The organism is Paenibacillus sp. J31R34 (assembly GCF_059383715.1).
The window spans coordinates 717,952-732,751 of the sequence record NZ_JBXENU010000002.1; the positions used below are offsets into that span (position 1 = coordinate 717,952).

Below are 14,800 nucleotides of genomic sequence, written 5' to 3' on the forward strand. Positions count from 1 at the left end.
ACTTTAAGTGTATTATGCGCATAATACGTTTTTCTGTCAAGCATTTGTTAAAAAATAGGGGAAACATCCAGCACCGCAATTTGCGGATACGTTATTTATCAGCCTCGGAACGGTGAAAAATGACGTAAGCAGCATCTACAGCAAGCTGGATCCCAGTGACCCCGTGCAGGCCGTCGCCGCAGCGCAAACAGCCCCCGAAGACATAAGTCTCCAGGGGCTGCTTCATGCCTCATATTTCATGGTTCAATCTTTTAAATGAGCTTCGAATTGGCAAGCAGCCTCTGCACCATAACGGCAATTTCCGCTCTAGTGATAAAAGCTTTAGGGGCCAGCTGCGCACCCGAGCGGCCTGAAATAACTCCGCCCTGCAGGCTGTCCGCAAGACTGCTTCTTGCCCATGCTGCCGCTTCATTTGCATCGGCATAAGGCCTTAATATATCGTCAGTATTTCCCACTGGCAATCCCGCTTTTAGTCCAGTGATAGCCATAGCTTTAGCGATGATGACCGTCGCTTGTTCACGGGTTATGGGCTCATTGGGCCGGAAGGTTCCGTCTTCAAAGCCGTTGATCAGCTTATAGGCAACAGCCGTTTGAATCGCCTGACTATACCAAGCGCTGGCCTGCACATCAGAGAATCCTGAAGCTCCTGTCTCCAGCTTAATTCCCATACCTCTCACAATAATAGCCGCAAATTCAGCACGGGTAATCGATGCATTTGGATTAAAACGATCGCCACCTACTCCGCTGATGACCATCCGAGAGCCCATATCATTGATTGCCTGCTGCGCCCAATGGCCAGCAGCATCTTGGAACTCTATTGGATTCCAGACCAAAGCATATGTGCTGTTAGTCAGGCTATATATTTTCGCCCAATAACTGCCGTTCGCCTGTACGATCTTAGTTGGAACATGGCGAATACTGCCATCTGCCTCAATCACAATCGCCGTTGTAATTCGCTGTGGATCAACGGTGCTTGGAATCGCTATTTCGCGCTCTACATAAGTATTAAATTTCGCAATCTCCTGCCGTGTCGCCCCATTTACGACCCTGACTGTAAAATCAAATGGCTCTCCAATAAGCTCAAAGCCACCCTTTGCAGCGGCTGATTTCACTTCCTGCAGCCTGCTTGGAGTTAATGCTGCCAGCTCAATTTGAAACTCCAATTGTTCCAGCCCTGTCTTCTGAAGCAGCTCTTTTATAACTTGAGAGCCTGTAATTTGCTCAATAGGCAGAGTGTACGAGGCGCTACCTGTTTGAATTTTGACAAGGGCTTGCTTTTGCTCCAGCGCCTTCACATTATCTCCATTTAGCTTCACGATCAACGTACCTAATTGGATATCCACAGGAAACGTAACAACAACTCCACTTGATTCATTTGCGAGCCTGCCGTTTAGGGCTTCCTGATTCACACTCAACGTCGTTACGCTTTGATTGTTGACCATTACAGTTGAAGTCGAGCCTATGTTATACACGATTCCGTTTATTAAGATATTAATGCTTTTAGTCGTTGGCGTACTCGGATTGCTCGTGCTTCCACTGCTGCTTCCACCGCTTGAAGGAGCAGTCGGAGTTACCGCATTAGACTGAGTAGATGCAGCACTGCTGCCCGCAATATTGAGTGCTTTTACGGTAAACGTATAACTGGTCCCGTTCGTAAGTCCCGTCACCGTTATCGGGCTGCTAATACCAGAAACTGTAATATTTCCTGGCATCGCTGTCACTTCATACCCTTTTACTGGGCTCCCCCCATTGTCGACAGGGGCAGTAAAACTAACGACTGCCTGTGCATTGCCGTGAGCAGCTGCGACACCAGTAGGTACGCCAGGCGTATGAATATTTAAGCGCGTCACCTTCACCGTATAGGTTTTAGAAAGTTTCCCTGCTTCTTCTACAACAATCGTGACAGTCTGTTCTGCGCCAGCATTCAGACTAATTGGGGCAGAAGCGATTCCGCTTGTTACTGTCGAGCCATCCACTTTAATTGTTCCAGATCCACTTGGCGTCACTGTTAGAGTGGAAACGTTATATGGAACTGTCAATCCGATATAATCATACGTACCACTGGCAAACACAAAACCGCTTGGACTGCCGCTTAATAATAGATTAGTGAGGTCTGCTGCCTCTGCTTGCGTATAACTAACGCTTTCGACGTCACTGTCGAAATAATCGGCTTTCGTAGCAATCGCCTTCACGGTTATCGCTGTATTGATGACTGGCTTGGCTGCCGCGTTGTATTCCAGCGTTGAACCGCCTACCGCTGTCGCTGGCGTACTTCCGTCCGTCGTGTAGTAGATGTGATCGGCTCCCGCTGATAGAATCTCCAGCTCCGTGCCAAAAGCGACTGCTCCCGCTGCTGGATGAAATGTCGGCGTTTCCTGCGCTACCTGCTCGCGCGTCACTTTAATCACATACGTTTTTGCACTTTTTCCCGTTTCCGTTGCCACAACGGTAATCGTAAGCTCCACTCCTGGCGTAAGCGTAATCGCTGACGAAGCTACACCGCTCGCTACTGTCGTTCCGTCTACGGTCAGCGTCCCTGTTCCGCTCGGTGTTACCGTTACGCTCGCAACACCATTCGCTACTGTCACGCCGTTATATGCATACGTCCCACCAGCAAATACAAAGCCGCTTGGCGTGCCGCTTAGCTCAATGTCCGTCAAATTCGCTGTCGCCGCCTGCGTATAGCTTGCACTCGCAACCGCACTGTCTAGATTGTCTGTCTTCGTCGCAATCGCCTTCACCGTCACCGCTGCACTAATTGTAGGCTTTGCTGCCGCATCATACTCTAGCGTCGAGCCGCCTACAGCCGTCGCTGGTGTACTTCCGTCCGTCGTGTAGTAGATGTGATCGGCTCCCGCTGATAGAATCTCCAGCTCCGTGCCAAAGGCCACCGCTCCCGCTACTGGATGAAATGTCGGCGTTTCCTGCGCTACCTGCTCGCGCGTCACTTTAATCACATACGTTTTTGCACTTTTTCCCGTTTCCGTTGCCACAACGGTAATCGTAAGCTCCACTCCTGGCGTAAGCGTAATCGCTGACGAAGCTACACCGCTCGCTACTGTCGTTCCGTCTACGGTCAGCGTCCCTGTTCCGCTCGGTGTTACCGTTACGCTCGCAACACCATTCGCTACTGTCACGCCGTTATATGCATACGTCCCACCAGCAAACACAAAGCCGCTTGGCGTGCCGCTTAGCTCAATGTCCGTCAAATTCGCTGTCGCCGCCTGAGTATAGCTCGCACTCGCAACCGCACTGTCTAGATTGTCTGTCTTCGTCGCAATCGCCTTCACGGTCACCGCTGCGCTAATTGTAGGCTTTGCTGCCGCATCATACTCTAGCGTCGAGCCGCCTACAGCCGTCGCTGGCGTGCTTCCATCCGTCGTATAGTAGATGTGGTCAGCTCCTGCCGACACAATTTCTAACTCCGTTCCGAATGCCACCGCTCCCGCCGCTGGGTTGAACGTCGGCGTTGCCTGCGCTACCTGCTCACGCGTCACTTTAATGACATACGTTTTTGCACTTTTTCCCGTTTCTGTTGCTACAACAGTAATCGTGCGCTCCACTCCCGGCGTTAGCGTAATCGCCGATGAAGCTACACCGCTCGCTACCGTCGCTCCATCTACGGTCAGTGTGCCTGTTCCGCTCGGCGTTACCGTCACGCTCGCAACACCATTGGCTACCGTTACGCCGTTATACGCATACGTGCCGCCGGCAAACACAAAACCGCTCGGACTGCCGCTCAGCGCGAGGCCCGTCAAATTCGCTGTTGCAGCCTGTGTATAGCTCGCACTCGCAACTGCACTGTCCAGATTGTTTGTCTTCGTCGCAATCGCCTTCACGGTCACCGCTGCGCTAATCGTCGGCTTCGCTGCTGCATTGTATTCCAGCGTTGAACCGCCTACCGCCGTCGCTGGCGTGCTTCCGTCCGTCGTGTAGTAGATGTGGTCGGCCCCTGCCGATACAATCTCCAGTTCCGTACCGAAAGCCACCGCTCCTGCCGCTGGATTAAATGTCGGCGTTGCCTGCGCTACCTGCTCGCGCGTCACTTTAATCACATACGTTTTTGCACTTTTCCCCGTTTCTGTTGCTACAACGGTAATCGTGCGCTCTACTCCCGGCGTTAGCGTAATCGCCGACGAAGCTACTCCGCTCGCTACCGTCGCTCCGTCCACGGTCAGTGTGCCTGTTCCGCTCGGCGTTACCGTTACGCTCGCAACACCATTGGCTACCGTTACGCCGTTATATGCGTACGTACCGCCGGCAAACACAAAACCGTTCGGACTGCCGCTCAGCGCGAGGCCTGTCAAATTCGCTGTTGCAGCCTGTGTGTAGCTTGCACTCGCAATCGCGCTGTCCAGATTGTTTATCTTCGTCGCAATCGCCTTCACGGTCATCGCTGCGCTAATCGTCGGCTTCGCTGCTGCATTGTACTCCAGCGTCGAACCGCCTGCCACTGTCGCTGGCGTGCTTCCGTCCGTCGTGTAGTAAATGTGGTCGGCTCCTGCCGACACAATTTCTAACTCCGTTCCGAATGCCACCGCTCCCGCCGCTGGGTTGAACGTCGGCGTTTCCTGCGCTACCTGCTCACGCGTCACTTTAATGACATACGTTTTTGCACTTTTTCCCGTTTCTGTTGCTACAACAGTAATCGTGCGCTCCACTCCCGGCGTAAGCGTAATCGCCGACGAGGCTACTCCGCTCGCTACCGTCGCTCCGTCCACGGTCAGTGTGCCTGTTCCGCTCGGCGTTACCGTTACGCTCGCAACACCATTGGCTACCGTTACGCCGTTATATGCGTACGTACCGCCGGCAAACACAAAACCGTTCGGACTGCCGCTCAGCGCGAGGCCCGTCAAATTCGCTGTTGCAGCCTGTGTGTAGCTTGCACTCGCAATCGCGCTGTCCAGATTGTTTATCTTCGTCGCAATCGCCTTCACGGTCATCGCTGCGCTAATCGTCGGCTTCGCTGCTGCATTATACGCAAGCGTCGAGCCGCCTACCGCCGTCGCTGGCGTGCTTCCGTCTGTCGTATAGTAGATGTGGTCGGCTCCTGCTGACAATATCTCCAGCTCTGTACCAAATGCCACCGCTCCCGCTATTGGGTTAAACGTTGGCGTTGCCTGTGTTTCCTGCTCGCGTGTCACTTTAATGACATACGTTTTTGCACTTTTCCCCGTTTCTGTTGCTACAACGGTAATCGTGCGCTCCACTCCCGGCGTAAGCATAATCGCCGACGACACTGCTCCGCTTGCTACGGTTGCTCCTTCAACGGTCAGCGTGCCTGCTCCGCTCGGCGTTACCATTACACTCGCCACACCACTCGCTACCGCTACGCCGTTATACGTATACGTGCCGCCAGCAAAAGTAAAGCCACTCGGACTGCCGCTCAGCGCCAGACCCGTCAAATTCGCCGTTGCAGCTTGCGTATAACTCGCACTGCCTACCGCACTATTCGCTTTGTTGGTCTTCGTCGCAATCGCCTTCACGGTCATGGCTGCGCTAATTGTTGGCTTGGCTGCCGCATTATATTCCAGCGTCGAGCCACCTACCGCCGTCGCTGGCGTGCTTCCATCTGTCGTGTAGTAAATATGCTCGGCTCCTGCCGATACAATTTCCAGCGCTGTTCCAAATGCGACTGCTCCCGCCGCCGGATTAAATGTAGGCGTGTCTTGAGGGACAGGGCTAATCATATTCGTCAGCGTGATGTCATCAATATTCAAGTTGGATGGCGCGAGAGAATTTGCAAAGCGCCATTGAAGCGTTACAGAAGCAACATTCGAGTAGTTGTACGAGGATCCATTTCCTAATAAAGTCGAAACTTGAAACTTCTTGTTCACATTGTCCTCACGCAGGTTAACGTTACCTGTGTTAGAGTGCGTAGCAATCTCTGCCCCTCCAGCATCCTTTAAAGTAAGGGTGAGCAAATCAAGACTCGGACTCGTCAAATTGGAATATGCAGAAATACCTAAATCTCTAAAGGTAAAGCTGCCTAGCACGTTCTGCCCTTCCGCCTTAATGACAAGCTCGCCCGTCGTATTTGAACTCTGCAAATGCTCCGACCATAAAGAAGTTCCTTCCTTTGCAAAGCCATTCGTTACGACAAACTTATCTCCCTGCTTCTTGAAGCCCGATCCGCCTGAATTATTTGCCCCTAAGCTATCACCAAAATCATAAGTCCCATCCGCTGTCCCGGGAGCCGCATTCAAACTTGCTGGAAGCAGATTAAGCATAATAGCAAGCACAAGCAGCAACACAGCAACTCGCCTGATCGGGCTGCCAAGCTCGCCTCGCTTCATCGTGACTTTAGTATTGCTCTGCCCAGCTAATTGATGTCTCATAACCGCATCTCCCCTTGTTCTAATAGAAATTTTCGCTTATTTCCCAATTTTTTCTACTCCCACTCAAAAAAACGGGTGCTCTCTCAGACATCTGCCGAGATTTCCTGCACCCGCCATAAAAAAATCAATCTTCTTTCAATAAAGAGACTTCCATCATAATCCACTACTGGTCAGCCTGTGCTTCATCTAGGGTCTTGGAGGATAATCTCCATTAATGCATATTATGAAATTCATGGCCAAATATGGCTGCATATTATTATGCGACTGACTTCCACCTGTAGGTGCAAGCGCTTGAGGACTCATTAACGTATTATTTGCTAATTTATAGAGCGGTCGCTGAGCTGGTGGCCGCCCTTCTCCGCTCGTCTCCGCCCAATAATGATTAGCTGGATCATCGGAGTTCTGCTGCGCTGTAATTCCGATTGCATTATGAGTGTGGCGAGGCATTTGACTAGTCAGAAGTGTGACTCCCGCGTCTCCACTCTGCTCGCCTACCGTCGTTGGCGTAAGCCCAGGACCTTCTCCCTGCCCCATAGGAGCCGCACCCTGTAAATTTGGCAAAGCAAAGGTTGTTTTACCATCTCCGCCATATTGGTTGCCAAGTATAGAAAACAGAGTTGTATACCTTTGAACTGGTAAAATATCTCCGTTGCAAAGCGCCCAGTTCATCGGTGGAAAATTCCCCGCAAAAATGCGTATTTCACCTATATATGCATCCATATAATAAAGCTGCCTCCTTTAATTTCTTGATGGAAAAATTCCCGTAGTAGCGATACAATAATTCAACGCCAAATAGGGCTGCATATTGTTGTGCGACTGGCTGCCACCCACTGCTGCAATAGCTCCTGCATTCATTTGAATGTTCGCCGACGACAGAGGAGCATAAGGCGTAAAAGGTGTATTCGCCCATACATTTCCTGATGGATTTACTTGATCCGCCGTTTCCGTAGAAGCAGAGAGCTGATGCGTATGCATCGGCATTTCGTTGACCGTTAATGTATGAGCCGCTTCTCCTGCCGCACTTCCAATCGGAATTGGATTTTCAACCTTCTCTCCAACATGAACATGAATGGGAACTCTCCCCTGTAAATTCGGAAGGGCAAAATTCTCCCTGCCATTCCCGCCATAATACGTGCCAAGAAGCGAAAACAAAGCTTGGTTGCTCGATAAGTTTAATAATTGCCCATTGCAGGCAGCCCAGCCTTTCGGTGTAAATCCATACGGGAACGCTCTAATTTCACCAAGAAATGGTTGCATTTTCATCCTCCTATATTTAAAGTGCTAAATCTCATAAATAACTAAGACTGTGGTGGAAAAATGCCTTGAAGGGCAATAATGAAAGACAGGGTCACGGATGGCATCATATTACTATGAGGCTGACTGTCTCCTAAGTATGAAACACTATTGTTATTCATAGGATTACGTGAAAGTGGGTTGTTGTTGCCATCAAGACCTGTGGAGTATACAGCTGCTTTCGCCCAAGTATTATTCTGGGGAGAAGCGTCACTTCCGGCGGTTTGAGCTGGTATAGCGGGGTGAGTGTGGGCTGGCAATTGAGAGGCTTGGAGCGTAACACTTTCTGTCCCTCCGATCATGCCTAACGAGTAAGTGGAGCCTTGATTGGAGCCTTTATGGATAGGAAGCCTTCCTCTCAGGTCTGGCAATCCAAAGTCTACTTGACCATCACCGCCATAGGTAGTGCCTAATAACATAAACAAAGCATCATTTTCCGAAATCTTTAAGGTTTGACCTTCACATCTCGCCCAGCCCACTGGAGCATAATTGCCAGCGAACATGCGAATTTCACCAAGAAAAGCCTCACTCATTGTCTAAATCCCCCCGATTTTTCGTAGATATTCATTGAAAAACGATAGCCGAGTCAAGGTCCTGCTCTGTCTCCAAAGCCGCTAGGGCTTCCATTCCATCAACAAATGCATCCCTTGCTCCTCTACCTTGACAAACCCTAGTCTTTCATATAAACGTTGTGCCACATTGCCCTGCATCACATGCAGCTGAATGGGCTGTTTTCTATCGGTTGCTTCACTCTGTAGCTCCTTCAACAAATACGTACCGTAGCCAGAATTTCGAAATGCAGACAGCAGTGCTACATTAACGAGTATCATTCTATCCACCTTGCGAACAAGCATGCAAACTCCGATTTGGAAATCATCCTTCATTACTATATAGTTCTCCGCATCTGGATACTGTGCCTCATAGGAGCGCTTCTGTAAATCATATTGCATGCGAAGAAAGGCCTGTTGAAACGATTCCTCCCAGCCCCATTGCCCTACTTCTTCCTCACGGGTACTCGCATAAACGCGATATAGAAATGAATGATGCTTCTCCTCTGCCTGTGCCATATGAAGCCTGCCCGTAAGCACCTGCTATCCCCTCCTAAAATCAACCAAAGAAGTGATTACCATATTTATCTATTCCACATTTAAATTTACAATCCTCCTTTATATTCGACATTTTATTTTAAATTTAACTTCTATTGAATTTAAATTTAACTTCAATAAAATAGGTGATTATTTTCCGCAAAAAAGAACCCCTTGAAATCAAGGGGTTCTCTATAACTTACTATTTGTCCAACCGCTATCCGTTTGGTATTCGTCTTTCCACTATCCCTCCAGCTTACACATCATACTCCAGCTGCTTCCGCGCCTGCACGATGAAATCAAGCGGCGTCGGGATTGTTTCCGGCTCATATTGCAGCGCCCCGATTTTCAGGCTCAGCTCCACCTTGTATTTGTGCGAAAACTCAGCGGAATTAAACTCCTGAATTTTATGGCGCAAGCGCTCAATGACAATGTTCGCCCCTTGGCGGTCCGTGAACAGCAGCAGCCCCCAAGTCGGATTATCCTTGCTAAGCATATAAATCGAATCATTCGTCCGAATACTCGTCTGGCTCATCTGCGAAAGCTCAAAGATCGCTTCCGTCATCCGTTCCTCGCTGACCATCCGCCGCAGCTCATCCCAATATTTCACGTTCACAACAAGCAGCGTGAGCGGAATTTGATATCGAGTGGACAGCGCCATGAAGACGGCAGCGTCATTTTGGAACGAGCGGCTGTTGCGCAGGTTCGTATTTTCATCCATCGTCGCCAATCGGCTGTTTGTTTTCTTGAGCTGTTCATTTTCCGTTTGGAGCTGTCTGCCCGCGAGCGTAAACATCCACGTCACCAAGGTGAATACCGGCGTCATGATGAGCCAGAAATAATTGCCGCTGCTGACCGCCTCTCCGCCCACGAGCGTTCCATACAGCGTATAGGTACCGAAGCCGAAAATAAACAGAATGTTGAGAATCAGCCCTGTCGTCACATTCGTGAAATACGTAATGATCGCAATCAGGAAAGCGATATTTAGAAAAATAATATTTTGCAAATAACGGTCAGGATCTCCCGCTGTAAATACGATACAAATAAAGCTGACGACGATGAGCAGCAGGAAGCCGCTGTCGGAAATAAGACTGCTCTGATTACGCCTCATCGCGATCACCCCGTCTTCTGCGATATTTGCGAGCCAGGAAGATCAGCGATACGAGCACCAGCACCATGACAAGCGCTGCCGCGATCACGAAGCTGAGCACATCGGTGCGCTCCATCACATTGCTAATGACGGAGGATTGCTCCGGCTCGGCCTCTTTTTTAAACCGAAATGCGTTTATATTGCCGTCCTTGTCCGTCGATACGCCATCGCCGAACACCTTCCATACCGTCCCTTGGCTGGCGACCAGCTTGGAGGCTAAGTAATAATATTCCGAGTCTGCCCCAGTAACGGCGAGCAAGCCATGTCCCGCCTCATATGGGGAATCAATCAGCTGCAAGGTCCCGATGCGCTTGCCGTAATCGGAGTCAATGCTCATTTTTTCATTGGACTGCAAGCCTGCGCCATTCGCATCATATTTGAAGTACAGCGCATCATTATGATCCCGAATGACCTTGTTGCTTTGGAAGGTTCCAATCGCGATGACGTTGCGGGCTTTCAAAACATCAGCAGCGACATCATCGTTATAAAAGAGAACGTCTCCCGTATTGCCTTCAGCATACTGTCCGAGCAAATTGAACAGGTTGGCTACCGTACGATAAGTGTAGGAATCGCTTTCCTTTGGCAGTACAACCGCTACCTGATTAAATGCTCCATCTCGTAAAAATGGATACGGATAGTTGTTGAACAACAGCTCCGTCCGGTCCTTCGTATTCAATTGCAGCATGGAATCCTTCGTCACGAAAGCCCATGGCATTTGGTTCTGATTTTGCACACAAACGGCGTTTTCCAGCTCTAGATCAAAGGCGACAACGACGGAAAAGTTGCCGGAAATGTCCAGATTTTTCGGAATTGGCAGTGTAATCGAATCGCCATTTGCCAGCTCCTCCGTCAGCTTCTTGCTGCCGATTGGCGTATTGTTAATGAGTACCGTCATCATCGAACGGTCAAAATCCAGGTTTTTTGCATAGCGGAAATCGAGGCTGATTTTGCTTGCGTCAGCGATGGAACGGTTGGCCGGCAGCGAAACAAAATAAGCTTTTTCCTGATGGCGCGGGCCCTTCAGCTCATCGCCTGCTTCAGTCAATACGACATTTCGGCTAATGTTGACCACAGGCGTCGATACATCCGTGCTCTCGTCGACGATTTTACGGTCGCTATCGAGCTGCGCCATTAATGCCTGATTCGCCACAAGGCGGCTCGCCTTCACCAGCAGCGCCTCATCCTTCGCGGTCACAACGAGCGTCCATTGCTCGCCTTGGCGCACGAGCTGAATTAAGCCTTTGTCGTTCAAATCAGGCGTGCCAACGGCTGTTTTCAGCCCGCTTGGGAGCTGATCATACAAAGCTACAGCCGTTACGAGCTTTTTGCCCGAATAATATTCATCATCGAAGGCAAGCAGTGGAATCGTCTTGTCCTGAAGTGTATTCGCCTTGGCAAAGCCCGACAGCGCATAGACCGCCGCTTCCAGCTCGGAAGGTGCTGCCTGCTTCGGCACCGCAATGGTATTCAAGCTTTTGCTTCCCGTATCAAGGCCCGTAAACCGCTCATTAAAATCACGGATGGAGCCGTCCAGCGGCTTGCTCACATAACGAACATCGACGCTTGAGCTGCTGTACAGCTGCAGCCAATTGTCCCGCGCCTCGTCTGGCGAGCACATTTGATCATTGACGATCGTCTCGATGCTTCCTAATGTTGATAGCGTGTTTGTGCCTTCCGCCAGCAGCTCGCGCGGAATCGTTACGCTAAGGCGCTGCTTTTTCTCCACTGTGCGGTCTGGGCGGAACGAATAAAAGGCTACGCCGTTAATTGCCAAGGTGACGCTGGAACGGTCCTTGTCGGCCAACTGCGACACCATATAGTCAACATTGACGGTGACGCTGCTTACATTCCAATAAGACGGTATTTGAAAAAAGTCCTGGCGCGTCGCCATTACACCCGACATGGATGTGTCGGCTGTAATGAATGAAATCTTATAGCTTTCTGTGCCCGGTGCCTCTGCTGCGCTTGCCGTAGTTGTTCCAAGCTGGCCGAACTGGCCCAGCAGCAGCGCCATGCAAAGGAAGGTAATGACGGATATGCGTATTTTCATGATGCTCTCCTCCAGCTTTAATAACGTTCGGTTTTGTACCACTTAGCTTCACGCTTAAACACTAAATCCTTGAGGTAGGTATATAAGCCGTAGGCGGCAACAACCATCCACATTTGGCAATAGGATACGTACATCAGCATAATAATCCATACATTGGACAGCCTTAACTCGCCTTTTTCCGTTGTTAGCGTAATATAAGTGCCTACTATAAACAGCGTGACCGCCAGCACCCAGAGGAAGGAGCTGAATCCGGCAATTGTCGTATGTACATAACCTAAAGCGTGAAGAATCAGCAGCAGATCCGACATAACGAGCGACGTAAGCAGAAGAAAATAAATCGATAAAAAATATAAAATATCAAAGCGGATATTCGTTGCCGAGCGGTCAAACAGCAAGGGGATATTTTTCACAATGACATAAATATTGCCCTTCGCCCAGCGCGTCCGCTGCTTGAACCATACCTTGACCGTTTGCGGCTCCTGCTCCCAGGTGACGGCCTTCGGCTGAAACTTGATTCGGTACCCCATCATATAAATGCGGAAGCTGATCTCGGTATCCTCGGCAATCGCCTTCACATCCCAGCCGCCAATCCGCTCGACGATATGACGCCACATGATGAAGTTCGTGCCGGGTATCGTGCAAAGCTTGAACAGCTTCCATCTGCCCGCCTGCGCCATCCATTGGAAGGACAGCGTCTCAATGTTAATGAAACGGGTGAGCAGATTCGTATCGCGGTTGCGTGTACGAAACTTCCCGATGACCGCGCCCAGCGTATCATCATTCGTAATTTCACCGACCAGATAGCGAAGCGCTGTGCGCTCCGGCGTATTGTCCGCGTCATAAATGGCAATCAGCTCGCCGCGGCTCTGCTGGAAGCCAATGTTGAGCGCATTCGACTTGCCCTTGCCGCCTGTAACCTTGTCGGTGTTGATAACGATTAAATTGCGTCCTGCGTATCTGGCTTGCACCTCGGCAAGCAGCACCGCGCTGTTATCCGAGGAATTATCGTTGATGACGATAATTTCGTAGCGGTCATGCGGATAATCGAGCGCCAGCAGCGATTCGACCGTCTTCGTAATGACCTTGCCCTCATTGTGGGCCGGTACCATAATGGTGACAAAGGGAGTCTCCCCCTTGATTTCCGGTACAGGCTTCCCTTCGCTCTGGATATAAAATAAATAGCCGGCGATAATCAGCACCACATTGACGAGCAGGAGCGACCAAATACAGATAACGGCAATCAACATGAGGATGTCTGCGATTGTCATAGCTGTCTCCTTATTTGAAGTATTTGCGTCTGTATAGTCGGTATCCAATCATAAAGAGGAAGCCGAATATGAAGAGCGACACCATAATAATGACGATAAAAATTTTATTTTGCACATTAAACAAGGTGGTAAAGCTTACCGTTCCCTTATCTGCGTATTCATAATCAGAGCTGACCTGCCGCAGCGCATCACTTAAGGCGACTGCTTGACCATTAATCGTCATATGCCCACCTTGCGATAGGATAACATGCGCCTCAGTCCGCACCTCATGGTGGCTCTGCTTATAATCCGCGAAGGTCATCCAGCTCTCGGTAATACTGGTAAGATCGGCGCTCAGCTGTGCTTCATTTTCAGCAAAATCATACGTCAGCGCCGTATTCATCGGAAGCGGCTCCCAAGCCTTGCCCTGGTGTTCAAAGCCTGCTAGAAAGCTCGGGCTTATGCTGTAAAGCGATGAGGCGAAGGGCTTGGAAACGTTCGTCTGCGAGCGGTACATCAGCTTCTTATTAGGGAGCAGCACCGCCGAATCGAAGAAGCCCATGCCGTCCACAGCGTATTCCTTGTCGTAGGACCAATACATTTCCGCCCCCATGCCGAGCGGGGCAATGCCGTATGCCGCTAACACGTCAATGAACGAGGTCATCTTCGTTTTGAGCGTCTGATCATTTTGACCAATAGTTGAAGCTACGACAGGCGCATTGACCAGCACAGAGCCGTTACGCGACTGCACATATTTTAGCGCCTCCAGATAGCGCTGCATCGCCGGGAAATCCGAATTGCTGAAAACCGGCTGCACACTAATCGCAAAAGGAATGCCTGCCTCGTATAATTTATCGGCCATCTCGGCCAAAAGCGTTAAATCCGAAAACGGGTATATTTCCTTAAAAAGCAGGTAGGTTTGCCCCGGCTCGGAAAGCCCAAGCCAATCCTTCAGCACATACGACATCGCCAGCTCGCTCAAATTCCCCTTCTGAAAATAAGGCACATACGCAGCATGCTCATTCCTCGCTGCGTAGGGAGAATTCCCGTTCGCCCCATCATTTTGCTTGGGCTTAAAGCTGCCGTATGCCTCGGCTTGAGGCTCGGCCGTCGCCATCTGCATCACGATGTACGGGGTGTTCTGCACACGTACCGCCTCATCCGAGAACGGGCCAATCGCAAGCCGCATCGTTTCCTCGCTCGGCGTTTGTTCAATGGCAATATGCAGCGCTTCCTGCTGCCGGGCGGGCAATTCCTCGCCGATGTGAAAATAATCCCCTCGGTAGGCTCCCCTATCTTGGACAAAAGCGGCGTTCGTCAGCTCCATATCAGCTGCATTGCGTACTAGAATCACCTTGCTATATGTCTCCAGCATGCCGCCTGAGTAACCGTCTACGGAGAGGAGTGTGACCTCCACTCCAAATGCGGCCAGCTGCTGCTGCAGCGCCTCTACATTGCCAGCCTTTGGCGTACCAATGGCCAAGCTGTCATAGAGCAGTAGCACACGGATTGGCTCTGCCTCTTTATCTGCGGCAGCAGCGAGAGAAGAAGTGGAAGAACCATAAAGCAAACAGAGCAACAGCAGCAGGTTCAATAGTATTTTCGGTAATGGTTGTCTATATTTGCTTTTTTTCACC

The 14,800-nt window shown here is 50.4% G+C and carries 9 protein-coding genes; all 9 read right to left on the reverse strand.

Annotated features, from left to right (window positions below; genetic code table 11):
- Positions 1-251: 251 nt before the first annotated feature.
- Positions 252-6,338: a cadherin-like beta sandwich domain-containing protein gene (locus AC50YG_RS08450; RefSeq protein ID WP_494826080.1), complete on the reverse strand. Its 6,087-nt coding sequence runs from the start codon at positions 6,336-6,338 to the stop codon at positions 252-254.
- Between the two features lie 186 nt (positions 6,339-6,524).
- Entirely contained in the window at positions 6,525-7,058 is a 534-nt protein-coding gene (locus tag AC50YG_RS08455; protein ID WP_494826081.1) for a phage tail protein, read from the reverse strand.
- A gap of 18 nt (positions 7,059-7,076) precedes the next feature.
- A complete protein-coding gene (locus tag AC50YG_RS08460) occupies positions 7,077-7,595 on the reverse strand; it encodes a phage tail protein (protein ID WP_494826082.1) in 519 nt (172 codons plus the stop codon).
- A gap of 41 nt (positions 7,596-7,636) precedes the next feature.
- Positions 7,637-8,164 (reverse strand): phage tail protein, encoded by a 528-nt coding sequence (locus tag AC50YG_RS08465; RefSeq protein WP_494826084.1) that lies wholly within the window; start codon positions 8,162-8,164, stop codon positions 7,637-7,639.
- A gap of 81 nt (positions 8,165-8,245) precedes the next feature.
- On the reverse strand, positions 8,246-8,719 hold the full coding sequence (locus AC50YG_RS08470) for a GNAT family N-acetyltransferase (protein WP_494826086.1): 474 nt from the start codon (positions 8,717-8,719) through the stop codon (positions 8,246-8,248).
- A 253-nt stretch (positions 8,720-8,972) separates the two neighbouring features.
- Positions 8,973-9,827: a diguanylate cyclase domain-containing protein gene (locus tag AC50YG_RS08475; RefSeq protein ID WP_494826088.1), complete on the reverse strand. Its 855-nt coding sequence runs from the start codon at positions 9,825-9,827 to the stop codon at positions 8,973-8,975.
- Positions 9,817-11,916, reverse strand: coding sequence for a cellulose biosynthesis cyclic di-GMP-binding regulatory protein BcsB (locus AC50YG_RS08480; RefSeq protein ID WP_494826089.1), 2,100 nt, complete (start codon positions 11,914-11,916; stop codon positions 9,817-9,819). Before AC50YG_RS08480 ends, AC50YG_RS08475 begins: the two co-directional genes overlap by 11 nt.
- A gap of 17 nt (positions 11,917-11,933) precedes the next feature.
- Positions 11,934-13,184: a glycosyltransferase family 2 protein gene (locus AC50YG_RS08485; protein ID WP_056031077.1), complete on the reverse strand. Its 1,251-nt coding sequence runs from the start codon at positions 13,182-13,184 to the stop codon at positions 11,934-11,936.
- Positions 13,185-13,194: 10 nt separating this feature from the next.
- Positions 13,195-14,799 carry a hypothetical protein gene (locus AC50YG_RS08490; protein ID WP_494826091.1) on the reverse strand — a complete coding sequence of 535 codons (1,605 nt, stop codon included), beginning with the start codon at positions 14,797-14,799 and terminating at the stop codon, positions 13,195-13,197.
- Position 14,800: the final 1 nt, after the last annotated feature.

Excerpts from the sequence above, each read along its gene's own strand:
- AC50YG_RS08450 (WP_494826080.1), bottom strand. The coding sequence starts at position 6,338 with ATGAGACATCAATTAGCTGGGCAGAGCAATACTAAAGTCACGATGAAG.
- AC50YG_RS08455 (WP_494826081.1), bottom strand. The coding sequence starts at position 7,058 with ATGGATGCATATATAGGTGAAATACGCATTTTTGCGGGGAATTTTCCA.
- AC50YG_RS08460 (WP_494826082.1), bottom strand. The coding sequence starts at position 7,595 with ATGCAACCATTTCTTGGTGAAATTAGAGCGTTCCCGTATGGATTTACA.
- AC50YG_RS08465 (WP_494826084.1), bottom strand. The coding sequence starts at position 8,164 with ATGAGTGAGGCTTTTCTTGGTGAAATTCGCATGTTCGCTGGCAATTAT.
- AC50YG_RS08475 (WP_494826088.1), bottom strand. The coding sequence starts at position 9,827 with ATGAGGCGTAATCAGAGCAGTCTTATTTCCGACAGCGGCTTCCTGCTG.
- AC50YG_RS08480 (WP_494826089.1), bottom strand. The coding sequence starts at position 11,916 with ATGAAAATACGCATATCCGTCATTACCTTCCTTTGCATGGCGCTGCTG.
- AC50YG_RS08485 (WP_056031077.1), bottom strand. The coding sequence starts at position 13,184 with ATGACAATCGCAGACATCCTCATGTTGATTGCCGTTATCTGTATTTGG.